Origin of the sequence: Pseudomonas sp. GXM4 (assembly GCF_008923895.1) — a bacterium.
In the GTDB taxonomy this organism is placed as follows: Bacteria; Pseudomonadota; Gammaproteobacteria; order Pseudomonadales; family Pseudomonadaceae; genus Aquipseudomonas; species Aquipseudomonas atacamensis.
The window spans coordinates 1-23903 of the sequence record NZ_WBRZ01000056.1; the positions used below are offsets into that span (position 1 = coordinate 1).

At 61.5% G+C, this 23903-nt stretch carries 16 protein-coding genes and 1 other RNA gene; 5 read left to right on the plus strand and 12 right to left on the minus strand.

The features are described from left to right. Window positions 1–79 precede the first annotated feature (79 nt). The 4 genes from recR to dnaX form a co-directional block, all read right to left on the minus strand. On the minus strand, window positions 80–682 hold the full coding sequence (gene recR / locus F8N49_RS10215) for a recombination mediator RecR (protein WP_016773861.1): 603 nt from the start codon (window positions 680–682) through the stop codon (window positions 80–82). A gap of 66 nt (window positions 683–748) precedes the next feature. Next, the gene (locus F8N49_RS10220) at window positions 749–1783 is read right to left on the minus strand and encodes an NADP-dependent oxidoreductase (RefSeq protein WP_016773860.1); all 1035 of its coding nucleotides are present in this window, start codon (window positions 1781–1783) and stop codon (window positions 749–751) included. A gap of 292 nt (window positions 1784–2075) precedes the next feature. Next, a complete protein-coding gene (locus tag F8N49_RS10225; RefSeq protein ID WP_003223337.1) occupies window positions 2076–2414 on the minus strand; it encodes a YbaB/EbfC family nucleoid-associated protein in 339 nt (112 codons plus the stop codon). Window positions 2415–2480: 66 nt separating this feature from the next. Next, window positions 2481–4553 (minus strand): DNA polymerase III subunit gamma/tau, encoded by a 2073-nt coding sequence (dnaX, locus tag F8N49_RS10230; RefSeq protein ID WP_151551328.1) that lies wholly within the window; start codon window positions 4551–4553, stop codon window positions 2481–2483. 145 nt (window positions 4554–4698) lie between these two features. On the opposite strand from dnaX, the gene F8N49_RS10235 reads away from it, so the two are divergent. Then, complete coding sequence (locus F8N49_RS10235; RefSeq protein WP_071171600.1) at window positions 4699–5448, plus strand: ABC transporter substrate-binding protein; 750 nt, start codon at window positions 4699–4701, stop codon at window positions 5446–5448. A gap of 16 nt (window positions 5449–5464) precedes the next feature. Here F8N49_RS10235 and F8N49_RS10240 read toward each other — a convergent pair whose 3' ends face one another. From F8N49_RS10240 to F8N49_RS10275, 8 genes are all read right to left on the minus strand, one after another. Further along, window positions 5465–7432: a hypothetical protein gene (locus F8N49_RS10240; RefSeq protein WP_151551331.1), complete on the minus strand. Its 1968-nt coding sequence runs from the start codon at window positions 7430–7432 to the stop codon at window positions 5465–5467. A 36-nt stretch (window positions 7433–7468) separates the two neighbouring features. After that, window positions 7469–7957 (minus strand): hypothetical protein, encoded by a 489-nt coding sequence (locus F8N49_RS27885; RefSeq protein WP_178116956.1) that lies wholly within the window; start codon window positions 7955–7957, stop codon window positions 7469–7471. Window positions 7958–8161: 204 nt separating this feature from the next. Continuing rightward, an RNA gene (gene ffs, locus F8N49_RS10250) (signal recognition particle sRNA small type) lies at window positions 8162–8258 on the minus strand. A gap of 131 nt (window positions 8259–8389) precedes the next feature. Further along, window positions 8390–9553, minus strand: a complete 1164-nt coding sequence (locus F8N49_RS10255) for a putative zinc-binding metallopeptidase (protein ID WP_073473998.1) — start codon at window positions 9551–9553, stop codon at window positions 8390–8392. Between the two features lie 275 nt (window positions 9554–9828). Then, complete coding sequence (ligA, locus tag F8N49_RS10260) at window positions 9829–12186, minus strand: NAD-dependent DNA ligase LigA (protein ID WP_151551334.1); 2358 nt, start codon at window positions 12184–12186, stop codon at window positions 9829–9831. An 86-nt stretch (window positions 12187–12272) separates the two neighbouring features. Continuing rightward, window positions 12273–13136, minus strand: coding sequence for a cell division protein ZipA (gene zipA, locus F8N49_RS10265; protein WP_071171595.1), 864 nt, complete (start codon window positions 13134–13136; stop codon window positions 12273–12275). A 225-nt stretch (window positions 13137–13361) separates the two neighbouring features. Continuing rightward, the gene (gene smc / locus F8N49_RS10270) at window positions 13362–16850 is read right to left on the minus strand and encodes a chromosome segregation protein SMC (protein ID WP_076566933.1); all 3489 of its coding nucleotides are present in this window, start codon (window positions 16848–16850) and stop codon (window positions 13362–13364) included. A gap of 2 nt (window positions 16851–16852) precedes the next feature. Then, window positions 16853–17512, minus strand: coding sequence for a GntR family transcriptional regulator (locus tag F8N49_RS10275; RefSeq protein ID WP_039763015.1), 660 nt, complete (start codon window positions 17510–17512; stop codon window positions 16853–16855). Window positions 17513–17780: 268 nt separating this feature from the next. Between F8N49_RS10275 and xdhA the strand changes: the two genes are divergently transcribed. The 4 genes from xdhA to guaD all read left to right on the plus strand — a co-directional run. Continuing rightward, window positions 17781–19235 carry a xanthine dehydrogenase small subunit gene (gene xdhA, locus F8N49_RS10280; RefSeq protein WP_122602796.1) on the plus strand — a complete coding sequence of 485 codons (1455 nt, stop codon included), beginning with the start codon at window positions 17781–17783 and terminating at the stop codon, window positions 19233–19235. After that, entirely contained in the window at window positions 19228–21621 is a 2394-nt protein-coding gene (xdhB, locus tag F8N49_RS10285) for a xanthine dehydrogenase molybdopterin binding subunit (protein ID WP_016773848.1), read from the plus strand. The genes xdhA and xdhB overlap by 8 nt, the downstream gene beginning before the upstream one ends. A gap of 126 nt (window positions 21622–21747) precedes the next feature. After that, window positions 21748–22605, plus strand: a complete 858-nt coding sequence (gene xdhC, locus F8N49_RS10290; RefSeq protein ID WP_110601347.1) for a xanthine dehydrogenase accessory protein XdhC — start codon at window positions 21748–21750, stop codon at window positions 22603–22605. A gap of 13 nt (window positions 22606–22618) precedes the next feature. Beyond that, window positions 22619–23903: guanine deaminase (gene guaD, locus F8N49_RS10295; RefSeq protein ID WP_151551336.1), on the plus strand; the 1285-nt coding region annotated here is incomplete at its 3' end.

A 23903-nucleotide genomic window follows, 5' to 3' on the forward strand; every position in this document is an offset into this window, starting at 1 on the left:
AAAGATCGCAGCCTTCGGCAGCTCCTACATTGGAATGCGTTCCCTGTAGGAGCTGCCGAAGGCTGCGATCTTTTGATTTTTAGAGGGAAATCGGTTTACGCCCGGCAAACGAATGCGCCAGCGTGCCGCCGTCGACCAGCTCCAGCTCACCGCCCAGCGGCACGCCGTGTGCAATCCGCGAGGCGACCAGGCCTTTGTTGTTGAGCAACTGCGCGATGTAGTGCGCCGTCGCCTCGCCTTCCACTGTCGGGTTGGTGGCGAGGATGACTTCGGTAAAAGTCCCCGCCTCTTCTATCCGCGCCATCAGTTGCGGAATACCGATCGCTTCCGGCCCCAGGCCATCCAGCGGCGACAAGTGCCCCTTGAGCACGAAATAGCGGCCACGGAAGCCGGTCTGCTCCACCGCATAAACGTCCATCGGCCCTTCGACTACGCAAAGCAGCGTGTCATCGCGGCGCGGGTCGGCGCATTGCGGGCACAGATCGTCTTCGGTCAGCGTGCGGCATTGGCGGCAATGGCCGACGCCTTCCATGGCCTGGCTCAAGGCTTGGGCCAGACGGGTACCACCGCTGCGATCACGTTCGAGCAACTGCAACGCCATGCGCTGAGCGGTTTTCTGACCCACGCCTGGCAAGGTGCGCAGAGCGTCGATCAGTTGGCGAATCAAAGGGCTGAAGCTCATGGGTAAACAGTCCGACTAAACAACGAGACGCGGTTTATACCCGCGCCTCTGGCCAGCGTCAAATCCTCAGTCCTGGGCGACCCGGACCACCAGTTTGCCGAAGTTGCGCCCTTCCAGCAGACCGATGAACGCCTCGGGCGCCTGCTCCAGGCCTTCGACCACGTCCTCGCGGAATTTCACCTTGCCGTCGCGTACCCACGGCACCATGTGGCTGATGAATTCCGGCTGACGATCACCGTAATCGTCGAAGACGATGAAGCCCTGAATACGCACACGCTTGGTGAGCAAAGTGCGTTGCAGCATCGGCAGGCGATCCGGGCCGGTCGGCGCCTCGGCGGCGTTGTAGCCGGCGATCAGGCCGCACAACGGGATGCGCGCCTTGGGGTTGAGCAACGGCACGACCGCGTCGAAGACATGGCCGCCGACGTTCTCGTAGTAAATGTCGATGCCGTTGGGACAGGCCTTGGCCAGTTGCTCGGCAAAGTCATCGGCCTTGTGGTCGATGCAGGCATCAAAACCCAGCTCCTCAACGACGTATTTGCACTTCTCGGCACCACCGGCCACGCCGACCGCGCGCAGACCTTTAATCTTCGCCACTTGCCCGACCACCGAGCCGACGGCGCCGGATGCCGCAGCCACCACCAGGGTTTCGCCCTCTTTCGGCTGGCCGATGTCCATCAGGCCCATGTAGGCGGTCATGCCCGGCATGCCCAGTACGCCGAGGGCCATCGACGGGCTCGGCAGGCCGGCCGGGATCGGCATGATGTTGCGGCCGTCGCTGATGCTGTGGCTCTGCCAACCGGTGGCGCCAACCACCAGATCACCGGTGTGGAATTTCGGGTGATTGGACTGCTCGACCCGGCTGACCGCGCCGCCAGTCATGACTTCGCCGATTTGCACTGGCGCAGCGTAGGACGGTGCGTCGCTCATACGCCCGCGCATGTACGGGTCAAGCGACAGGTACAGGGTTTTCAGCAATACCTGACCGTCCTGCAGATCCGGCAGCGCCTCGCGCTCGAGACGAAAGTTCTCCGGGGTCGGCGCGCCGGTCGGGCGCGAGGCGAGGACGAAGCGTTGATTGAGGGTGAGAGGGTCGGACATGTCAGCGTCTCCTGTGAATGGGGAATTCGGTGTATAGGGAGCAGACCTTGGTAGCGGTGGTGTGTTCGATGTTTCTGCAGTTTTGACCGAGGCGCGCTCCCACTGATCGTTTCCACGCTCTGCGTGGGAATGCAGCCCGGGACGCTCCGCGTCCCAATCGCTAGCTGGAACGCGGAGCGTCCCCAGAGGCATTCCCACGCAGAGCGCAGGAACGATCCGCGCCGCGCAGAAACAAAAATGCCAGGCACGACGCCTGGCATTTTGTGTAGCTCATCTGCCGCCCAAAGGCGAATCAGAATGGCAGTTTCATACCCGCTGGCAGGTTCATGCCGGCGGTCATGCTGCCCATTTTTTCCTGGCTGTTGGCTTCGATCTTGCGCACGGCGTCGTTGACGGCGGCAGCGACCACGGCTTCCAGCATCTCTTTGTCGTCTTCGCTCAGGCCTTCGACCAGGCTTGGGTCGATGCTCACGCTTTTAACGTCGTGACGACCGGTCATCACCACGGTGACCATGTCGCCGCCGGCCTTGCCGGTGACTTCGGCGTTGGCCAGTTCTTCCTGCATCTTGGCCATTTTTTCCTGCATCTGCTGCGCCTGCTTCATCAGGCCGGCCATGCCACCTTTCATCATGGGAATCACCTCAAACGTACTTGGATAAAACAGCGCCCGGCCATCTTGGCCGAGCACCTTCAGTTATTAGCCTTGGGTGACCAAGGCGTCGACAGGTTCAATAGTATCGCTTCGCACCACCGCGCCGAACTGCTGAACCATCTGCTGGATGAACGGATCACCGTGGATCGATTCCTCCGCCTCACGCTGGCGATTGGCGCGGCGGCGCGAGGCGGCCTGGGCCGGGGTTTCCTGCTCAGGCTTGATCAGCTCGATGGTCAGCGTCAGCGTGCGCCCGTGGAACTGGTTCAACGCGTCGTTGAGACGACGCTGTTGCGTGGCGTTGAACAGGGCACTGTGAGCCGGATCAAGGTGCATCAGCCAGTGATCGCCGTCGACCGCAATCAACGTGCAGTTGGCGGCGATGCTGCCGGTCATGCCGGAAATCGGCAGTTTCGGGAACAGCTCCAGCCATTGCAGGGCCAGACCGGTGGCCGGTGCGGCGGCAGGTTCCGGCTCGGGCTCAGGTTCTGGATCGGCGGCGTGTTCGCTGGCCAGTTCGTCGAGGTAGCTGTAGGCCGAATCCATATCCGGCTCGATGTAGTCTTCATCCAGCGGCGGTTCGTCGTCCATGTCCATGCCCGGCGTAGCGGCATCGACGTCGGCGACGGACGGCTCGGGAATCGGCGCGGCGGCCCACTCCGGCGCATCCGGCACCACGCTGTCCGGGGTCGGCAGCGGCATCGGCGGCAGCTCGGGCTGCTCGCCAGCGGTTTCCAGCACTGGTTCGACGGCGGGTTGCTGAACGGGCGCAGGCTCGGCCTCGGCTTCCACCGGGTCGTTCCACGGCAGATCGACCACGGCTTCGACGGCGACTGGCTCAGGCTCCGGTTGTGCTTCGACAACCGCAGCCACAGGTTCTGGCGCGGCTACCGGTGCGGGCGCAGGTGTGGGCGCAACAGCCGCAGCGACCACCGGCGCAGGCTTCTGCGCGGCAGCCACTGAGTTTGCGGAATCAACTGTGGCCTGGCTGATCCCCACTGGCTTTAGCGGTTGCCTCGGTGCATCTGCCGTATCCGCCGGGCGGAACGCGAGCATTCGCAGCAAGACCATCTCGAAACCGCCTCGCGGGTCCGGCGCCAGCGGCAAATCGCGGCGACCAATCAGGCCCATCTGGTAATAGAACTGCACATCTTCGGCCGGCAACGCCTGGGCCAGGGCCAATACGCGATCACGGTCGCCGTGGCCATTGTCGACGCCTTCAGGCAGCGCCTGAGCGATGGCCACGCGGTGCAGCACGTTGAGAATTTCCGAGAGCACGCCGTTCCAGTCCGGGCCTTGCTCGGCCAGATGCCGCACGGCTTCGAGCAACGCCTTGGCGTCGCCTTCGATCAGCGCATGCAGCACGTCATAGACCTGACCGTGATCCAGCGTGCCGAGCATCGCGCGCACGTCGGTCGCGAGGACCTTGCCTTCACCGAACGCGATGGCCTGATCGGTCAGGCTCATGGCGTCACGCATCGAGCCGTCAGCAGCGCGACCAAGCAGCCAGAGTGCATCGTCTTCAAACGGTACGTTTTCCGCGGTCAGCACATGGGTCAAGTGCTCGACCACACGCTCGGGCGTCATGTTCTTCAGGGAGAACTGCAGGCAGCGCGAAAGAATCGTTGCCGGAAGTTTCTGCGGATCGGTGGTCGCCAGGATGAACTTGACGTAGGGCGGCGGCTCTTCGAGGGTTTTCAACAGCGCATTGAAGGAATGGCTGGAAAGCATGTGCACTTCGTCGATCAGGTAGACCTTGAAGCGCCCACGACTTGGCGCGTACTGCACGTTATCGAGCAGTTCGCGGGTGTCTTCGACCTTGGTGCGGCTGGCGGCGTCGATCTCGATCAGGTCGACAAAACGCCCCTCATCGATCTCGCGGCACACCGAGCACTCGCCGCAGGGACTGGAGGTGATCCCTGTCTCGCAGTTCAGGCACTTGGCAATGATCCGCGCGATGGTGGTCTTGCCGACCCCGCGCGTCCCGGTGAACAGGTAGGCGTGGTGCAGCCGTTGGCTGTCCAAGGCATTGATCAGAGCCTTGAGCACATGGGTCTGGCCGACCATTTCGCGGAACGAGCGTGGACGCCATTTACGTGCAAGAACCTGATAACTCATCGAAAACCGTCGCAGCGAAGGAAGCAGAAGCGGCTAATGCTAGCGGAGCAAGGGCAAAATTGCATCCGGTGTCCTCGTCTAATATGGCTAAGCTGCATCAGCAGAGGCTTTTATCAGCTCGGGATGGGGAATTACCGGAGCGTCTATGCGGTGGGCCGTGGTGGCATTGCTGGGTATCAGCCTCAACGCGATGGCAGCGCAAGCGCCGTTGCGCTTCGCCGTGCCGGACAGTTGGGCGATGCCGATGGTGCAACTGCAAGGCGGCAGACCGACCCAAGGCATCCTGCATGACGTCCTGCTCAGCCTGGCGACCCAGGTTGGCGCGCCAGCGCAATTCGTCGTCCTGCCGCGCGCGCGGGTACAGAGCGCCATGGAGCACGGCGACATCGACGTGCGCTGCTATGCCGCACAGTCGTGGCTGCCGAATCAGTCCGGCGATTACATCTGGAGCGTGCCGTTGTGGTTTCAGCGCGACCTGCTGATCAGCCGCAAGGAACAACCGGCGCAGATCAATCCCGCCCGGCTGCCGCGCCAGGCCATCGGCACCGTTCTCGGCTACAGCTACCCTACCCTGCAACCGCTGTTCGACGCCGACCAGTTGCAACGCGAAGACGCGCGCAATCAGGAACAGGTACTGGAAAAGCTGCTGGCCGGGCGATACCGCTATGCGGTGAGCAATCAGTGGACGCTGGACTGGATCAATCAGCGCCTGTTGCCGGAGCAGCAGCTGCAAGGGGTCGCGGTGCTGCAGGAACAGAATATCGGCTGCTATGTGAGGAACGACCCGAACGTGCCGGTGCAGCGGATCCTGCGCACGTTGCTGCGGATGAAAATGTCCGGCGAGATCGACGACATAATCCGGTTGTACACCGGCGCCTCTTCAACCACACCCTAACCCCATGTGGGCCGGGTCAATAACCGTGCGATTCGCGGAATTTCGGCTCACGGCTGTGGTGATAATCGATCCACTCGACCACGTCGTAAGGCAGATAGAGCTGCTGCCGGGCACGAGACACGGCGATGTACACCGCGCAGATGCGCTGATCGAACTCGTAGGCATCCTTGAATTTCTCGTTACTGAGCAACGTCCGGGTCAACAGCACGCGCCTGAACTCCATGCCGCCAGCCCGCTCGGCCATCATCAACAGACAGGCCTTGCCCGGCTCGATGATCTTTTGGCTCAGTCGCGTCAGGTCGGCAATCATGAAGCCGTTTTGCAGTTGCGCTTCGATCCACAAAAACGCCTCGTCGAAACGGTTGGCCTCACGCACCTGCTGCCAATGAGCCATGTCGCTGAAATACGGGTGTGGTCCTTTCTCGCTGGATCCGGCGTTGTAGAAATCGCGGCGGAACAGCTCGATGGCGGTGGTCATGAAATGCTTGATGTCGTCCTGCGCTTCCCGGTCGGGGAAACTGAAGGCGCAACTGGAGTCGTGCAGATGGATGGCCCACATCATCGTGTCCCACGGTGAAGCGGTCAGCACCACGCAACCTTCGGGCGGCACGAAGGCTTGCGGGTAGTACTCGATATCGACGTCGGCGTGACGAGCGCCTTCGAACGGCACTTTGCTCTTGTGCGTATGGCGCGAGATCAGCGGATTGACCAGGCGCTCGACATTGCGCCCCGAGCGCACCGAATAGCAGATATCGCTCTGACGAACTTCACGCTTGCGCTTGGGCGCCTCGCCCGTGGCCTGCTGATACTCATCGCCGAGGGTGATCAGCACCTGCTGCCCGCGCTCGATGATTTGCAGCAACGACGCCGGCACATCCTGGCTTTCGTCGATGATCACATGGGTGTAGCGCGGCGGGACGCGGCAACCGGCCAGACTGGCGCGTTTGATCATTAGCAACGTGGGAAAACCGCTCTGGCTGGCCCAGGCCGGATTGGCTTCCAGATACACCCACAGGCGACTGGAGTATTCCAGCAGCGCCTGCGAGTCAGCGCCGGTCAAGGGCTGCTGGAAGTGCGGCAAGTGCCTGGCGGACAGCGTGTGATCTCTTGAGGCGCAGTACAGCTTGAGCACGCGCAGACAAACCTCGAGGGTGCCCGGCCCGTCGTGGTGGCGAAAGCCGAAGATATTCAGTTCCTGCGCCAGCGCCTGTTTGCTCGGGAGACGCGTCGGCGTCCTGGCCATAGGCAACCGGGGACCAAGCAGCTGAGCCTGGGCGAAATCGAAAAAGGTCTGGCCAATTTCCGTGTCGTGGACCTGCACGATGTGCTTGCGCAGCGTCGCCAGTTTCGCCGGGGTGCGCGCCAGTACCAGAGTGCGTTTCGAGCGCAGGCACTCGATCAGCGCGCTGAGCATGTAGCTCTTGCCGATGCCCGCATAACCCTGCACGTGCAGGTCTTCGTCGAGGTTGGCACGGAAGGTTCGCAGCAGTTTGTCCTGCGCCGCGCTTAACCAGTGTTCACGCTCGCGTGGCGTGACCATTTGCTGGCGAAACGGGTTGTTCTGTTGCTGGTGGCGGACTTTGTAGTCCACATCCCATTTCCCGCCGGGCAACAGGTATTCCTGCGCTGTGACTTCATCGGCCATGAGAAAGCGCAGGTTCAGACCTTTGAGCGCATTGAGGCCGAAATACAATTTGCGCGAATCGAACAGACGCCGCGCCTCTGCAAGCAGTCCCGCTGATCCGGAGCGCCGGGAGGTGACAGACCAGTCAATGAGTCTGGCGAGAATCTTCTCCGCTGCGCTGGCGCTCAAATCCTGTTCCGTGGCCTGGGCGAGGTTCTGAATGACCAGCACTGCCGCCAGTTCCGGGTCGCTCAGGCTGGCCAGTGTCGCGTCACCCTCGGGCTGCAACAGCGCCGTACACGCATCATGGGTGATGGGCAGAAATACCGGGGTGGCCAAATCAAAATGTTCCGGGTGCATACAACCTCGCCGCCTGGGCTTTAATACAACACCAGATCAGTCCTGGTCATTCTCGTCGTGCATTTCCTGGGACTGCGGCAAGTTTCCCTCACGGCTGGCCTCGGGGCTGATCCGCAGCTCGAAGGAGTAACCGCCGAGCGTGCCGGACATGCCGCGTCGTTCATCGCCGCTGGCCACCGCCCCCGCATCGATCTGCGCCTGCACTTCGTAGAGCGCCATTTCCAGCAGTTTGCGCAGGTGTTCAGGGTTTTGCGCGCTGGCGTGCAGTTGCAGGTCGTACTGGCCGGCCACCGATTCAGCGAGGGCGGGCTGGTCCTGCACCGCGAGCGGCTGCGCAGCTTCTTCAGCCGCATTGAACACGGTCGAAGCCGCCAGAATCGCGGCGTGCTCCTCATCCATCAGGTCGAGCACTCGCGACAACTCCAGCGTGCGCTCGGGCTGATCCTGCATCTGCGTTTTGACTTCCAGACGCCGCATCTGCCATTCGCGCAGTTTTTCACGAGTCAGATCGTCGATTTCACCCACTTGCCTTACCTCTCAATGCCAGGCGGGGAGTATGCCACTGTTCGCTGTCGACAGCCGCACGGGCACCGGGACGCTGCGCGGCTGATCCGCACGTTTCCGATGGCGGGTCAACGCCACTAGCCAAATCGCAGGCATAAAAAAACCGCAGTGGGCGAAACCCATGCAGTTCTCTTTGAATTCTCGGTAGGTTCGTTAAGGTGGTGCCCCCACCAGCCACACCCCGGCACACAATGTTCCCGCTGTGGCTGCTTCCTTCCGGATCTGACCAGGTTCACGGGTAATCGTTGCGGGGGGACCGATGGGGTCACCATAACGACGCTTGCCTGTCGGCGAGCCGCGCCATTGTACCTGTCTGAGATGAACTTACAACCGTTGGTTGCAGATAAAAAACCTGAACGGCTTCAAGGACATAAACATCACGGCCTGCGACACCTACAAGGCCAGCACCTCATCCGCCCTGCCGCCCGCCTGCTGGATCACCAGATGAATGAAGTGCAACTTGGCGATCGCCGCCGCCGGCAGTACGAACGGGTAGAAATCCGGCTGGCCCATGCTGCGCGACAGTTCGTTGAGCATGCCGGCCAATTCGATCCACGCATTGACGAACGACAGGAATGCCGTGCCGCCGGGGTGCTCCGGATCGTACAGGGTGCTGGTGGGAAATGGCTGATAGTCGAAGTCCATTTCCCGCGCGCTCATGCCGAAGCCCAGCGCCGTGTCGACCGCATCCATCATGTGCAGGTAATGCGCCCAGGTTTCCGCCCAGTCTTCCCACGGGTGCATGGTCGCGTAGGCACTGACGTAGTGCTGCGGCCAGTCCAGCGGCGCGCCTTGCTGGTAATGCCGGTCCAGCGCCTCGGCGTAACTGGCGCGCTCGTCGCCGAACAGATTGCGGAACGCGTCCAGCCAAGGGCCGTTGGCAATGAGGCGATCCCAGTAGTAGTGGCCGACTTCATGGCGAAAATGCCCGAGCAGCGTGCGGTAAGGTTCGTGCATCGCCGCCCTGACCTGCTCACGGTGAGCGTCGTCGGCCTCTTTGATATCGAGGGTGATAAGGCCATTGGCGTGGCCGGTCATCGGCGCGTTGCCTTCCAGGTCGACACCGATGAAGTCGAACGCCAGCCCGGTTTCTTCATCCGTGGTTTTCGGGATGACCGGCAAGCCGAGGGTGATCAGTTGCGCGACCAGTCGACGCTTGGCGATTTCGACTTTGCGCCAGCGTTCGGGATTTTCCGCGACGGACAGGTCGGGAATGGTGCGGTTGAGGCTGCAAGCGATGCACAAGGTGTCGTGATCGTTGGCCGGCAGCAGCCAGTTGCACGCGGCGGGCATGTCGAGGTTGGCGCAGCGGCGGAACAGTCCGGCGTCGGGATCGGCGTCGAGTGTCCAGGTGCCCTCTTCCGGCCCCGGCTGCAGCGAGGTCAGGCGACTTTCTTCAGGTTGATAGCCAAGCAAGGCGTTACAGGCCAGGCACTGACTGTTGCGAAAGAACAGCGACTGGCCGCAACGGCACGGCCAGACTTTGCTGTTGCGCGAGGATCCGGCCACGAACGGCGCGATGATGCGGGAACTGAGCTGCTCGAAAAAACGGTGCATGGCGATCTCTCCCTGGGACTGGCCAAGACTAGATCATCCTGAAGACAACATCGTTCCCACCCATAACCGCGCAGCCGAGTGATAGCAGCATTGTGGCGAGGGGATTTATCCCCGCTGGGTTGCGAAGCGACCCCCAAAACCATACAACGCGGTTAATCAGGTATACCGAGTCGTATGGTTCTGCGACGACGATGTCGCCGAACGGGGATAAATCCCCTCGCCACAGGTGTCCATCCGGACAGGGGTAAATCCCCTCACCACAGGGGTTCGTCCGGTCAGACAGGGACGCCGTGGGTTTTGAGGAAGGCGATAAACGCTTCCTCGTCCATGACCTTCACACCCAGTTCGTTGGCCTTGGTCAGTTTCGAGCCGGCACCCGGGCCTGCGACGACGCAATGGGTTTTCGCCGACACCGAACCGGCGACCTTGGCACCCAGGCTTTCCAGATGATCCTTGGCCACATCCCGGCTCATCAACTCGACCTTGCCGGTCAGCACCCAGGTTTCGCCGGACAGCGGCAGACCTTCGACGACTTTTTTCTCGCTCTGCCAATGCATGCCGAAATCGCGCAGCTGCTGCTCGGCCCGCTCGGCCAGTTGCCGATGCTCAGGCGAGGCGAAGAACTCGCGCACCGAGTTGGCCTGCTTCTCCGGCAATGCCTGGCGCATGTCCAGCCAGTCAGCGTTCATCACCGCTTCCAGCGAGCCGAAGCGGTCGGCGAGTTTCTGCGCACCACCGGGGCCAACGAAAGGAATGTGCAGTTTGTCGAGCAAGCCGCCCAGGGTGGTACTGGCGGCGAATTCGGCGCCCAGTTCGCCCTGATCCTGAATCTGCAGACCATGGCCGAGCAATTCGCTGATGACCTGCTGGTTGTGCGCATCCTCAAAGAAACTGTGGATCTCGTGCGCCACTTCCAGGCCGACATCCGGCAGGTAGGTCAGCACATGCGGCAAGGCCCGTTGCACGCGCTCCAGTGAACCCAGCGAGCGCGCCAGCACCTTGGCCGTTTCTTCACCGACATCGGGAATGCCGAGGGCGTAGATGAAACGTGCCAGGCTCGGTTGCTTGCTGTCCTCGATGGCTTTGAGAAGCTTGTTGCTCGATACCTCGGCGAAGCCTTCCAGATCGACGATGTCGTCGAATTTCAGCGCATACAGATCAGCCGGCGAATTGACCAGACCCTCGTCGACCAGTTGCTCGACGCTCTTGTCGCCCAAGCCTTCGATATCCATGGCCCGGCGCGAGACGAAGTGAATGATCGCCTGCTTCAATTGCGCGCCACAGGCCAGTCGGCCGACGCAGCGATACACCGCACCTTCGCTGAAGGTTTCCTTGCCCTTGCTGCGCTTGACCAGTTGCGTGCGTTCAACGTGGGAGCCGCACACCGGGCAGCTTTCAGGAATGGCCACCGGGCGCGCGTCATCGGGGCGACGCTCGATGACTACCTGCACCACTTGCGGAATCACATCACCGGCGCGGCGAATGATCACCGTGTCGCCGATCATCAGGCCCAGCCGCGCGACTTCGTCCATGTTGTGCAGCGTGGCGTTGGCCACGGTGACGCCGGCGACCTTCACCGGTTTCAGACGCGCCACCGGAGTCACCGCACCGGTGCGGCCGACCTGGAATTCCACGTCGAGCAGCTCGGTGAGTTCTTCCATCGCCGGGAATTTGTGTGCGATCGCCCAGCGCGGCTCGCGGGCGCGGAAGCCCAGTTCACGCTGGTCGGCGATGCTGTTGACCTTGAACACCACGCCATCGATTTCATAGGCCAGCGAGTTACGGCGTTCGCCGATGTCGCGGTAATACTCCAGGCACTCATCAATGCCCTTGGCCAGCTTCAGTTCGTGACTGATCGGCATGCCCCACTTCTGCAACTGCTTGAGGTTACCGATGTGGGTGTCGGCGATATCGTGAGACACCTGACCGATGCCATAGCAGCAGAATTCCAGCGGACGGTTGGCGGTGATCTTCGAGTCGAGCTGGCGCAGGCTGCCTGCTGCCGCGTTGCGCGGGTTGGCGAAGGTCTTGGCGCCGATTTCCAGTTGCGAAGCATTGAGGCGCTCGAAACCGGCCTTGGACATGAACACTTCACCGCGCACTTCCAGCGTCGCCGGCCAGCCTTCGCCGTGCAGCTTCAGCGGAATATTGCGCACGGTACGCACGTTGACGCTGATGTCCTCGCCGGTGGTGCCATCGCCCCGGGTGGCGCCGCGCACCAGCAGACCATCCTGATACAGCAGGCTGACCGCCAGGCCATCGAGCTTCGGCTCGCAGCTGTATTCCACCGCCGCGCCGCCACCAAACAGATCGCCGGCCGGCACGTCGAGGCCTTCGCTGACGCGGCGATCGAACTCGCGCATGTCGGATTCTTCGAAAGCGTTGCCGAGGCTGAGCATCGGAATTTCGTGACGCACCTGAGTGAACGCGGTCAACGCCATGCTGCCGACGCGCTGGGTCGGCGAGTCGCTGGTGATCAGTTCCGGGCTGGCCGCTTCCAGTGCCTTGAGCTCGTGGAACAAGCGGTCGTACTCGGCATCGGGAATGCTCGGCTCGTCGAGAACGTGATAGCGATAGTTGTGCTGATCCAGCTCAGCGCGCAGCTCTAGAATGCGGGTTTTGGCGGCGGTCATGGGTGTTCTCTCATAAAGCAAAAGAGCAGCCGAGGCTGCTCAATTATTTTGCCGATCGTCTTGTTAAACAGGAACGACCTTTTGTATCAACGCTTCTGGGTCAATGCGCGGCGTTCGAATTCGACGATGCGCTGACGGTAGTGTTCGATCGTCTGCGCGGTCAGCACGCTGCGCTGATCGTCTTTCAGTTCGCCGTTCAGTTCCTGGGACAGCTTGCGGGCTGCCGCGACCATCACGTCGAAAGCCTGCTTCGGATGACGCGGGCCTGGCAGACCGAGGAAGAAGCTCACCGCCGGAGTGCTGAAGTGGTCGATGTCGTCCAGATCAAAGATGCCCGGCTTGACCGCATTGGCCATGGAAAACAGTACTTCGCCGTTGCCGGCCATGCTTTCGTGACGGTGAAAGATGTCCATCTCGCCGAAACGCAGGCCGCTTTCGAGAATGTTCTGCAGCAGCGCAGGGCCTTTGAAGCCGGCCGGGTCGCGGCAAATCACGCTGATCACCAGGACTTCTTCGGCTTGCGGCTGATCTTTTTCCGCCACGGCCGCTGCAGGCTTGCTGTCTTCGGCGAAATCGTCATCGCGGCTGCTGAAGCTCGGGCCGCCGTCCAGATCGAGGTCGAGGTTCAAGTCGCCCTGCGCCGGGCCGCTGCTGCCGCGCTTGCCACGTTTCGAACCGGATTCACGCGGCTCGCGGGCTTCGCGGTTGGGCATGCTCACCGACGGCAGATCGTGCTCGTCCAGTTGCGGCTCTTTGTGCGTGTCCAGGACGCGGGCCGGGCCCAACAGCTCGGCGCTGGTGTCCTCGTCCGGCAGATTGGACAGGCTCCGGTCGAGACGGAATTTCAGCTTTCCCTTGCCGCCGCGCATACGGCGCCAGCCATCGAAAAGAATACCGGCTATCACAATGATGCCGATGACGATCAGCCACTCGCGCAGACCGATTTCCATGTAATCCCGTGCCTCTATAAAAAATGCTGAAAAATAAGGGGTTTACACTGCGTAAACCGCTTTAAAACGTGGCGCCAACTCTATGTTCTGACAGGCGTTTTGCCCACGTATACGAAAAATTGACATTAAACTAGCACGATCAAAGGCTTCGCAGCTACAAGCTTTAAGCTCCAAGCCACAAGCCGTCCACTTGCAGCTTGGAGCTTGTAACTTGCAGCGGCGCCGCTAGGCGTCCACCATCGCCATCGCCTCCTCGACATCCACCGCCACCAGTCGCGAACAGCCCGGTTCATGCATCGTCACACCCATCAACTGCTCGGCCATTTCCATGGCGATCTTGTTGTGGGTGATGTAAATGAACTGCACGGTCTGCGACATCTCTTTGACCAGGCGTGCGTAGCGTCCAACGTTAGCGTCATCCAGTGGCGCGTCAACCTCATCGAGCATGCAGAACGGCGCCGGGTTCAACTTGAAGATGGCAAAAACCAGGGCCAGTGCAGTCAGGGCTTTTTCGCCGCCGGAGAGCAAATGGATGGTGCTGTTCTTCTTCCCGGGCGGCTGCGCCATGATCGTCACCCCTGTATCGAGTAGATCTTCGCCCGTCAGTTCCAAATACGCGCGCCCGCCACCGAAAACTTTCGGGAAAAGTGCCTGCAAACCACCGTTGATCTGATCAAAGGTATCTTTGAAACGGTTGCGGGTTTCCTTATCGATTTTGCGGATGACGTTTTCCAGGGTCTCCAGCGCCTCGACCAGATCGGCGTCCTGCGCATCCAGATAACGTTTACGCTCCGATTGTTGCGTGTATTCATCGATGGCCGCGAGGTTGATCGCACCCAGGCGCTGAATCCGCGCGTTGATGCGTTCGAGTTCTTCTTCGGCTTCGCGTTCACTGGCTTGTGCGGTCAATGTGGCGAGCACGCCATTGAGATCGTAGCCATCTTCGAGCAATTGATCCTGCAAAGCCTTGCGCCGTACGGTCAGCGCCTGCCATTCCATGCGTTGCTGTTCGAGCTGGCCGCGAATCAACTGCGATTGCTGCTCGGCCTGGGTGCGGCGTTTTTCCGCGTCGCGCAATTCCCGATCGGCGTCTTCCAGAGCGATCTGCGCGGTCTTGAGTTCTTCATCGACGGTCATGCGCTTGTCGAGCAACTCTTCGAGTTTCAGACGCAGCTCTTCCAGCGGCGCCTCGCCCTCCTCCAGATTCAGACTCAACTGTTCGCGCTTTTCCGTGAGGCGCTCGGCCTGCATCTCCAGACGCTCCAGCGCCTGTCGCGTGGAATCGTGCTGGGCACGCAGCGAGCCGAGACGCACGGCCAATTGATGGGCGTGATCCTTGTGCTGCCGCGCTTCCTGACGCACGCGATCGAGGCGTTCGCGCAGGCTGTCGCGTTGGGCCAGCAGCAACTCGCGCTGCTCGGTGTCGAGCGCCATGGAATCCAGCGCTTCCTGCAAATTCATGCGCGCTTCGCCGACCTGTTCGTGCTCAAGCTCGCGCTGTTCGGCGAGTTCGACCAGTTCTTCATCGAGACGGGTGCGGCGCAATGTCAGCTGTTCGGCTTTGGCCTTACCAGCAGACAACTGCGCTTTCAGTTCGCCTTGCTGGCGCGCTTCGTCCTGCAGCAAGCGGCGCAGATGTTCGCGGCCGTTTTCCTGCTGGCGCTGTTGCGCGCGCAGGGTTTGCAGGCGGGTTTCCATGGCCTCGACCGTGGCTTCGCGCTCTTCACGCTCCAGTTGCAGGTCTTCGATTTCCTGGCCACGGGCGAGCATGCCGCTTTCCGCTTCGCTGGCACGACGTACACGCAAGAAGTGCCGACCGACCCAATAGCCATCGCGACTGATCAGGCTTTGCCCGGCGCTCAACTGGCCACGCAAGGCCAGCGCCTGTTCAAGGCTGTCGACCGGTTTGACCTGGCCGAGCCACGGCGACAGATCGATCTGCGCCTCGACTTTGTCCAGCAGACTGCCCGCCACCCGCACGCCATCGCTGGCCGGGCTGAGCAGGCGCAAATCGCCTTGGGTGAAACCGGACAGATCGAAGCCGCTGAAATCGTCGACCAGCACCGCTTGCAGATCGGCACCAAGCACGGTTTCCACCGCCAGCTCCCAACCGGCCTCGACCTTCAGGCCTTCGGCCAGACGCGGACGCTCGGCGAGATTGTGTTCCTTCAACCATTCGGCGGTGCCGGTGCCCGGATCGAGCGCGGCCTGCTGCAAGGCTTCCAGCGACGCCAAACGCCCATTGAGCCGCTGCAGATCGCCCTGCGCCTGCTGCTGTGCGGTCAACGCTTGCTGTAATTCCTGACGCAGTTGTTCGAGCTTTTCGACCTGCGCTTCTTCGCTGGTCTGTAAATCTTCGAGGGTCGCTTCGGACTCGGCGAGCTGCTCGTTGAGCGCCATGATCGCCGCGTCTTCCGGGTCGGCGGACAGCAACGCGCGCTCTTCAGCGAGGCGTTTCTGCCGGTCAGCCAGACGCTCCATGCTGCTTTCCAGCTGCTGGATTCGCGATTGCTGGACTTCAGCCTGACGGCGCGGTTCGGCAGCGGTCAGGTTGAAAGCATCCCACTGCTCCTGCCAGCCGTGCATGGTGGTTTCGGCTTCTTCGAGGGCCGCAGCGGCTTCCTCGGCGGCGGCGCTGGTAACTTCCTGCTCGGGGGTGAGCATGTCCAGTTCTTCGCCGAGGGTCAGCAGCAACGTGCGGTCGTGGCCCAGATGCGACTCGGTTTCCAGACGAGCGCGCTCGGCTTCTTTCAGATCGTCCTGCAACTGGCGTAACCGCTGCTGGCCATGCTGAATGCTCTGCTCGACCCGGGCGATGTCGCCGCCGACCGAATAGAAGCGGCCCTGCACCAGATTGAAGCGTTCGGACAGGTCGTGGTGACCGTCGCGCAGGCGCTCGATGGCCGCATCAGCGTTACGCTGTTCAGCGACCAGCGCTTCGAAGCTGACTTCCTGATTGCCGATGATCGACTCGCGCTGGCCGACCTGCTCGTTAAGATCCTGCCAGCGCAGGGCCGACAGTTGCGCCTTGAGCTGACGCTCTTCGGCCTTGAGTTCCTGATACTTTTTCGCCGCCTCGGCCTGACGGTGCAGGCGCTCGAGCTGGCGCTCCAGCTCTTCGCGCAGGTCGGTCAGGCGGGCGAGGTTCTCGTGGGTGCGGCGGATGCGGTTTTCAGTCTCACGGCGACGCTCCTTGTACTTGGAGATGCCCGCCGCTTCTTCGATGAAATTGCGCAGGTCTTCGGGCTTGGATTCGATCAGCTTGGAGATCATCCCCTGTTCGATGATCGAGTAGCTGCGCGGGCCGAGGCCGGTGCCGAGGAAGATATCGGTGATGTCGCGCCGACGGCATTTGGTGCCGTTGAGGTAATAAGTGGTCTGGCTGTCGCGGGTGACTTTGCGGCGGATGGAAATCTCCGCGTAGGCGGCGTATTCGCCGAGCAGCGTGCCGTCGGAGTTGTCGAACACCAGTTCGATACTGGCCTGGCTCACCGGTTTGCGGCTGGTCGAGCCATTGAAGATGACATCGGTCATCGACTCGCCACGCAGGTTCTTCGCCGAACTTTCGCCCATCACCCAGCGCACGGCGTCGATGATGTTCGACTTGCCGCAACCGTTCGGCCCGACGACCGCCGCCATGTTACTGGGGAAGTTCACCGTGGTCGGGTCGACGAAGGATTTGAACCCCGCCAGTTTGATGCACTTCAGCCGCACGCTCAGGCAACCGTCAGCGCAGACACCACCAGATCGCAGCTGCGCTGGGCATACGCCGTGAGCACGATGCGGATCTGCGGCAAATCACGGGCGAGTACGGCGGCGAGCAAGCGTTCGAACAGTTCGAGGAATTCGCTCATTTCCGCCTTGCGCTGTTCGAGGGCGAGGAAATACGCGCGGCTCATCGCCGGCTGGAGGTTCTCGACGGTTTCTTGCAGGTACGGATTGTTGGCAAACGGATAGGCGGCGCGCATCACCGCAAAGCTGTCATCGACGAAGCTGCGGATGTCGCCGCGTTCGTAATTGGCGGTCAGGCGCTGCTGGATCTGCACGAACGGCGCCATGTCCGACTGCACTTGCCAGCCATTGGCCACCGAATTGCCAAGCAGGATGTACAGCTCGCTCATCAGCGTGCACAGGCTCTGCACCTTGTGCGGCGTCAGCTCGGTAACGTGGGCGCCACGACGCGGCAGGATCGCGATCAGGTGACGGCGCTCGAGGATCAGCAAGGCTTCGCGGACCGAACCGCGGCTGACGTTGAGCGCCAGCGTGACCTTCTGTTCCTGGATGCGCTCTCCCGGCTTCATTTCGCCACGAATGATGCGTTCGGCGAGGTGGTGAGCGATTTGCTCGGCGAGGCTGTCCGGCGCCTTGAACGTCATGGTTGTCCTTCAAACTCTATCGATCTGCACAAGCGGCGCAGTGTAGCGCAAATGCACGGTCATGGCGGAGTGCCCACTCAGCGGTTTTTGGCACGAATCCCGCAAAAAAGCGCAGTGACCGATGAAGGTCAATACTGAATAGACACGCTGTTGATCGACGAAACGGATTTTCCTGACCTTTAAGTCAGAAAACCATTGACCGAAAAGTCAGACCTGCTAAATTCGGTTCACGTCGGTTAACAACAATAATGAGTCTGCGAGGCCTTCCGTGATCCAGTTTTTACTTAACCAGGAACTCCGTAGCGAGCACGCCCTGGACCCGAATCTGACTGTGCTCAATTACCTGCGCGAACACGTAGGCAAGCCCGGCACCAAAGAAGGTTGCGCCAGCGGTGACTGCGGCGCCTGCACCGTGGTGGTTGGCGAGTTGCAGACCGATGACACGGGGCGTGAACATATTCGCTATCGCAGCCTCAACTCGTGCCTGACTTTCGTCTCGTCGTTGCACGGCAAACAACTGATCAGCGTTGAAGACCTCAAGCACAAAGGCGAACTGCACAGCGTGCAGAAAGCCATGGTCGAGTGCCACGGTTCGCAGTGCGGCTTTTGCACCCCCGGTTTCGTCATGTCGTTGTTCGCCCTGCAAAAGAACAGCGATGCGCCGGATCAGGCCAAGGCTCACGAAGCGCTGGCTGGCAACCTCTGCCGCTGCACTGGCTACCGCCCTATTCTCGCCGCTGCCGAACAATCCTGCTGCGCCAAGCCTGCGGATCAGTTCGACGCCCGCGAAGCCGAGACCATTGCCCGCCTCAAGGCCATCGCGCCGACCGATATCGGCGAACTCAACAGCGGCGACAAGCGCTGCCTGGTGCCGCTGACCGTCGCTGACCTGGCCGATCTCTACGACGCTTATCCACAAGCGCGGCTGCTCGCCGGCGGCACCGATCTGGCGCTGGAAGTCACCCAGTTCCACCGCACTCTGCCGGTGATGATCTACGTCGGTAACGTCGCCGAAATGAAGCGCATCGAAACCTTCGATGACCGCATCGAAATCGGCGCCGCCACCGCTCTCTCCGACTGCTACGAGGCGTTGAATGCCGAGTACCCGGACTTCGGCGAATTGCTGCACCGCTTCGCCTCGTTGCAGATCCGCAATCAAGGCACCCTCGGCGGCAACATCGGCAACGCCTCGCCGATCGGTGACTCGCCACCGCTGCTGATCGCCCTCGGCGCGCAGATCGTGCTGTGCAAAGGCGAAACCCGCCGCACCTTGAACCTCGAAGATTACTTCATCGACTACCGCGTCACCGCGCGGCAGGAAAGCGAGTTCATCGAAAAAATCATCGTCCCGCGCGCCAGCGCCGAGCAGTTGTTCCGTGCCTATAAAGTGTCGAAGCGCCTGGATGACGACATCTCCGCCGTCTGCGCTGCCTTCAATCTGCGCGTGGAAAATGGCGTGATCAGCGACGCGCGCGTGGCCTTCGGCGGCATGGCGGCGATTCCGAAACGCGCTGCGCACTGCGAAGCCGTGCTGCAAGGCGCGCCGTTCAACAACGCCGTGATCGAACGCGCCTGCGCCGCGCTGGCCGAAGACTTCACGCCGCTCTCGGACTTCCGCGCCAGCAAGGAATATCGCCTGCTCAGCGCGCAGAACCTGCTGCGCAAATACTTCATCGAACTGCAAACACCGCACATCGAGACTCGGGTGACCGCTTATGTCTAATCATCACGCCGTAGAGAAGACCCAGGCTGAATTGGCCGAATTGTTCGCCAAGGATCTGACCACCGGTGTCGGTCGCAGCGTCAAGCACGACAGCGCCGCCAAGCATGTGTCCGGTGAAGCGCAGTACATCGACGATCGCCTGGAATTCCCCAACCAGTTGCATCTGTATGCGCGCCTGTCGGACCGCGCCCACGCGAAAATCCTCAGCATCGACACGTCGCCGTGCTACGCCTTCGAAGGCGTGCGCATTGTCATTACCCACGAAGACGTGCCAGGTCTGAAAGACATCGGCCCGCTGATGCCGGGCGACCCACTGCTGGCCATCGATGACGTGCAGTTCGTCGGCCAGCCAGTGCTGGCGGTAGCGGCGAAAGATCTGGAAACCGCGCGCAAGGCGGCGATGGCGGCGATCATCGAATACGAGGATCTGGAACCGGTGCTCGACGTCGTCGAAGCCCTGCGCAAGCGCCATTTCGTGCTCGACAGCCACACCCACCAGCGCGGCGACTCGGCCTCTGCACTGGCCACGGCTGAACACCGCATTCAGGGCACGCTGCACATCGGCGGCCAGGAGCACTTCTATCTGGAGACACAAATCTCCTCGGTGATGCCCACTGAAGACGGCGGCATGATCGTCTATTGCTCGACGCAGAACCCGACCGAAGTGCAGAAACTGGTCGCCGAAGTGCTCGACGTGTCGATGAACAAGATCGTCGTCGACATGCGCCGCATGGGCGGTGGTTTCGGTGGCAAGGAAACCCAGGCCGCGAGCCCGGCGTGCCTGTGCGCGGTGGTCGCGCACCTCACCGGCCAACCGACCAAGATGCGCCTGCCGCGCGTCGAAGACATGCTGATGACCGGCAAGCGCCACCCGTTCTACGTTGAATACGACGTCGGCTTCGACAGCAGCGGCCGTCTGCACGGGATCAACATGGAGCTGGCCGGCAACTGCGGCTGCTCGCCGGACCTGTCCGCCTCGATCGTTGACCGGGCGATGTTCCACTCGGACAACTCCTACTATCTCGGCGATGCCACCATCAACGGTCACCGTTGCAAGACCAACACCGCCTCGAACACCGCTTATCGTGGTTTCGGTGGCCCGCAAGGCATGGTCGCCATCGAGGAAGTGATGGACGCGATCGCCCGGCACCTGAAGCTCGACCCGCTGGCGGTGCGCAAGGCCAACTACTACGGCAAGACCGAGCGCAACGTCACCCACTACTACCAGACCGTCGAGCACAACATGCTCGAAGAGATGACCGCCGAACTGGAAGAAAGCAGCCAGTACGCCGAGCGCCGCGAAGCGATCCGTCGCTACAACGCCAACAGCCCGATCCTGAAAAAAGGCCTGGCGCTGACCCCGGTGAAATTCGGCATTTCCTTCACCGCCAGTTTCCTCAATCAGGCCGGTGCGCTGATCCACATCTACACCGACGGCAGCATCCACTTGAACCACGGCGGGACGGAAATGGGTCAGGGCCTGAATACCAAAGTCGCCCAGGTCGTGGCGGAAGTGTTCCAGGTGGAAATCGACCGTGTGCAGATCACCGCGACCAACACCGACAAAGTGCCGAACACCTCTCCGACCGCTGCTTCCAGCGGCGCCGACCTGAACGGCAAAGCCGCGCAGAACGCAGCACAGACCATCAAGCAACGCCTGGTCGAATTCGCCGCGCGGCACTACAAAGTCAGCGAAGAGGACGTCGAATTCCGCAACGGCCACGTGCGGGTGCGCGAGCAGATTCTGACCTTCGAAGCGCTGATCCAACAGGCATATTTCAATCAGGTCTCGCTGTCGAGCACTGGCTTCTACAAGACCCCGAAAATCTATTACGACCGCAGTCAGGCCCGTGGGCGTCCGTTCTATTACTTCGCTTTCGGCGCAGCTTGCTGCGAAGTGATCGTCGACACCCTGACCGGCGAGTACAAGATGCTGCGCACCGACATCCTGCACGACGTCGGCGCCTCGCTGAACCCGTCGATCGACATCGGTCAGGTCGAGGGCGGTTTCGTCCAGGGCATGGGCTGGCTGACCATGGAAGAGCTGGTCTGGAACAACAAGGGCAAGCTGATGACCAACGGCCCGGCCAGCTACAAGATCCCGGCGGTGGCGGACATGCCGCTGGATCTGCGGGTGAAACTGGTGGAAAACCGCAAGAACCCGGAAGACACGGTGTTCCATTCCAAAGCCGTCGGTGAACCGCCGTTCATGCTCGGCATCGCCGCTTGGTGCGCGATCAAGGACGCGGTGGCGAGCCTCGGTGATTATCAGCATCAGCCGAAGATCGATGCGCCGGCCACGCCGGAGCGGGTGTTGTGGGGCTGTGAGCAGATGCGCCAGTTGAAAGCGGTGAAAGCCGTCGAAGCTGAAACCGCGGTTGTTTGATGATCGCTCCCACGCTCTGCGTGGGAATGCAGCCCGCGACGCTCTGCGTCGCATCCTGAACAGCGGACGCGGAGCGTCCAGTGATGCATTCCCACGCAGAGCGTGGGAACGATCTGAGAGGTGTGTATGTACAACTGGATCGACGCCCTCGCCGACCTGCAGAATCAGGGCGAGCCCTGTGTGCTGGTGACGATCATCGAAGAACTCGGTTCGACGCCACGCAACGCCGGCTCGAAAATGGTCGTCAGCGCCGACCGCCTGTTCGACACCATCGGTGGCGGGCATCTGGAATTCAAAGCCATGCAGATCGCCCGCGAGATGCTCGCCAGCGGTAAGCAGGACACCCATCTGGAGCGCTTCAGCCTCGGTGCCAGCCTCGGCCAGTGTTGCGGCGGCGCCACGGTGTTGCTGTTCGAACCGATGGGCCAGGTCCAGGCGCAGATTGCCGTGTTCGGTGCAGGCCACGTCGGTCGCGCCCTCGTGCCGCTGCTGGCCAGCCTGCCCTGCCGGGTGCGCTGGATCGATTCGCGCGAGGCCGAGTTCCCCGACCACATCCCCCACGGCGTGCGTAAAATCGTCAGCGAAGAGCCGGTGGATGAAGTCGATGACCTGCCTGCCGGCAGCTACTGCATCGTCATGACCCACAATCATCAGCTCGATCTGGAGCTGACCGCGGCGATTCTCAAGCGCAACGATTTCACCTGGTTCGGCCTGATCGGTTCGAAAACCAAACGCGCCAAGTTCGAACATCGCCTGCGCGATCGTGGTTTCGACCCGAGCGTGGTGCAGCGCATGCGCTGCCCGATGGGCATCGGCGAAGTCAAAGGCAAACTGCCTGTGGAAATCGCCATCTCCATCGCCGGTGAAATCATCGCCACCTATAACGCCAACTTCGGCCAGCACAGCGCCCGCGCCGAACCGATTGCCCGATTGCTGCCCGCCTCGCGCCGCAGCCAGTCCGCCAAACTCAAAGCCTCAAACTGATTAGAGAACCCTCATGCCTCTGACTCGCAAAGCCTACCGCGCCGCCATTCTGCACAGCATTGCCGACCCTGCCGAAGTCGGCATCGAAGCCTCCTATGAATATTTCGAGGACGGCCTGCTGGTGGTCGACGACGGCAAGATCAGTGCCCTCGGCCACGCCAGCGAACTGCTGCCAACCCTGCCGGCAGATATCGAGATCAACCATTATCAGGATGCGCTGATCACACCGGGCTTTATCGACACACACATTCACCTGCCGCAGACCGGCATGGTCGGCTCCTACGGCGAGCAACTGCTCGACTGGCTGAACACCTACACCTTCCCCTGCGAAAGCCAGTTTGGCGACAAGGCCCACGCCGACGAAGTGGCCGATATTTTCATCAAGGAACTGCTGCGCAACGGCACCACCACGGCGCTGGTGTTCGGCAGCGTGCACCCGCAATCGGTGAATTCGTTTTTCGAAGCGGCGGAAAAGCTAGATCTGCGCATGATCGCCGGCAAGGTGATGATGGACCGCAATGCCCCGGATTATCTGGTCGATACCGCCGAATCCAGCTACGTCGACAGCAAGGCGCTGATCGAGCGCTGGCACGGCAAGGGTCGCTTGCACTATGCGGTGACGCCGCGTTTCGCACCGACCAGCACCCCGGAACAACTGATCCTGGCCGGGCAATTGCTGACGGAATATCCGGATCTGTACATGCAGACCCACATCAGCGAAAACCTCAAGGAAATCGAGTGGGTCAAAGAGCTGTTCCCGGAGCGCAAGGGTTACCTCGACGTCTACGATCACTACCAGTTGCTTGGCGAACGCTCGGTATTCGCCCACGGCGTGCACCTGTGTGACGAAGAATGCGCGCGACTGGCGGAAACCGGCTCGGCGATCTCGTTCTGCCCGACCTCGAACCTGTTCCTCGGCAGCGGCCTGTTCAACCTGCCGATGGCCGAAAAGCATAAGCTCAATGTCGGCCTCGGCACCGACGTCGGCGGCGGCACCAGTTTCTCCCTGCTGCAAACCCTCAACGAAGCCTATAAGGTCATGCAACTGCAGGGCGCGCGGTTGAGCCCGTTCAAGTCGCTGTACCTGGCGACCCTGGGTGGTGCGCGGGCGCTGCGCCTGGAAGACAAGATCGGTAACCTGCAACCGGGTTCGGATGCCGACTTCCTGGTGCTGGATTACAACGCCACGCCGCTGCTGAGTTATCGTTTGAAGCAGTCCAATAACATTGCCGAGACGTTGTTTGTGTTGATGACCTTGGGCGATGACCGGACGGTGCAGCAGACTTACGCTGCGGGGG

Excerpts from the sequence above, each read along its gene's own strand:
- recR (WP_016773861.1), bottom strand. The coding sequence starts at position 682 with ATGAGCTTCAGCCCTTTGATTCGCCAACTGATCGACGCTCTGCGCACC.
- F8N49_RS10220 (WP_016773860.1), bottom strand. The coding sequence starts at position 1,783 with ATGTCCGACCCTCTCACCCTCAATCAACGCTTCGTCCTCGCCTCGCGC.
- F8N49_RS10225 (WP_003223337.1), bottom strand. The coding sequence starts at position 2,414 with ATGATGAAAGGTGGCATGGCCGGCCTGATGAAGCAGGCGCAGCAGATG.
- dnaX (WP_151551328.1), bottom strand. The coding sequence starts at position 4,553 with ATGAGTTATCAGGTTCTTGCACGTAAATGGCGTCCACGCTCGTTCCGC.
- F8N49_RS10235 (WP_071171600.1), top strand. The coding sequence starts at position 4,699 with ATGCGGTGGGCCGTGGTGGCATTGCTGGGTATCAGCCTCAACGCGATG.
- F8N49_RS10240 (WP_151551331.1), bottom strand. The coding sequence starts at position 7,432 with ATGCACCCGGAACATTTTGATTTGGCCACCCCGGTATTTCTGCCCATC.
- F8N49_RS10255 (WP_073473998.1), bottom strand. The coding sequence starts at position 9,553 with ATGCACCGTTTTTTCGAGCAGCTCAGTTCCCGCATCATCGCGCCGTTC.
- ligA (WP_151551334.1), bottom strand. The coding sequence starts at position 12,186 with ATGACCGCCGCCAAAACCCGCATTCTAGAGCTGCGCGCTGAGCTGGAT.
- zipA (WP_071171595.1), bottom strand. The coding sequence starts at position 13,136 with ATGGAAATCGGTCTGCGCGAGTGGCTGATCGTCATCGGCATCATTGTG.
- F8N49_RS10275 (WP_039763015.1), bottom strand. The coding sequence starts at position 17,512 with ATGACGTTCAAGGCGCCGGACAGCCTCGCCGAGCAAATCGCTCACCAC.
- xdhB (WP_016773848.1), top strand. The coding sequence starts at position 19,228 with ATGTCTAATCATCACGCCGTAGAGAAGACCCAGGCTGAATTGGCCGAA.
- xdhC (WP_110601347.1), top strand. The coding sequence starts at position 21,748 with ATGTACAACTGGATCGACGCCCTCGCCGACCTGCAGAATCAGGGCGAG.